Annotated in this window: 1 protein-coding gene; it reads right to left on the bottom strand. The window is 28.3% G+C overall.

The window, feature by feature from the left end; genetic code table 11:
- On the bottom strand, positions 1-684 hold a 684-nt coding region (locus BUB51_RS12625; RefSeq protein WP_083599635.1), incomplete at its 3' end, for an ABC transporter ATP-binding protein.
- Between the last annotated feature and the right edge of the window lie 538 nt (positions 685-1,222).

The raw sequence follows: 1,222 nt of genomic DNA, 5'->3' as shown, positions 1-1,222 counted from the left end.
TTTTAAAGGTGTTAGACGAATTAAAATAGGTGGCAAGCTGCCACCTGTTTTTTTAAAAGATATCCACCATTTAGAAGATATAGCTTCTGCTATATCATGTGTAACCATTATTGCAGTTTTTTCTTCATTTTTAAGTATAGTCCCTATTTCATCTGCTATAGCCAGTCTAGTTTGATAATCGAGAGCAGAAAAAGGTTCATCTAAAAGGAGAATATCAGGTTTTACAGCTAATGTTCTAATCAAAGCAGCCCTTTGCCTCATACCACCTGAAAGTTGGCTTGGGTAATGGTGTTTGAAATCTCCTAGTCCATATGTATCAAGGAGTTTTTCTACGTATTTTTTTGTTTCTTTATTTAATTTTTTCTGTATTTCTAGTCCAATTAAAACATTACCTAAAATAGTTCTCCATTCAAACAAATGGTCTCTTTGAAACATATATCCTATTTCTTTATTTGTACTTTCGACTTTTTTACCATTAATAAAGACTTCACCTTTAGAAGGCTTTAAAAGCCCGGATATTATAGATAAAAGAGTCGATTTACCGCATCCACTTGGACCAACTAAAACTACTATTTCTCCATGATAGATATCAATAGAAATATTTTTTAAAGCGTAGGTTTCCCCATCTATAGTGTGATAAATTTTACTGACATTTTTAATTTCTACAACTTTTTTTCTGTTCATTTATATGCCTCCTTAAGGAGAAAATTAGCATAATTGCATATATTATTTTATTCAGTAAATATAAAAGGTGTGATAGGTAAAAAATCTTTTAATACGATTCATTAGAAAGGGAGAAAGAAGAAAAATTAGGAAATTGAAGTTATTCTTAATTTTCTTGATGAATAAAATTACAAGAAGTGATGGCAGCGGTAATATCGAGCATTGTTATAGAGAAAAACAATAAATATATGCAACTAAAATAGAATTGTTGTCTGAAAAGATGTTTGAGAATAAGTAAATAAGTTAAATTATCGGAAGGAATTAGGCATTTTAGTATAGAAATACAGACATATTATTTTATGATTTTTATATAATGATTTTTCTTAGGTTTAAGATAAGGGGGAAGGTTTGTGAATAATAAAAGTATTGAATCTAAAATTATAATAACTATTACAGTAGTTTCTTTATTACACCAGTTTACAAGATTAATTAAGCCACAAAGTCATTGTATATAAAGTTTTTAACGCATTTGGAAACTACAGAATAAATTTTTCTATTT

It is taken from the genome of Caloranaerobacter azorensis DSM 13643 (assembly GCF_900129995.1).
In the GTDB taxonomy this organism is placed as follows: Bacteria; Bacillota; Clostridia; order Tissierellales; family Thermohalobacteraceae; genus Caloranaerobacter; species Caloranaerobacter azorensis.
The sequence above is the reverse complement of the archived record's forward strand: the minus strand, read 5'-3'. Positions and strand labels throughout refer to the sequence as shown.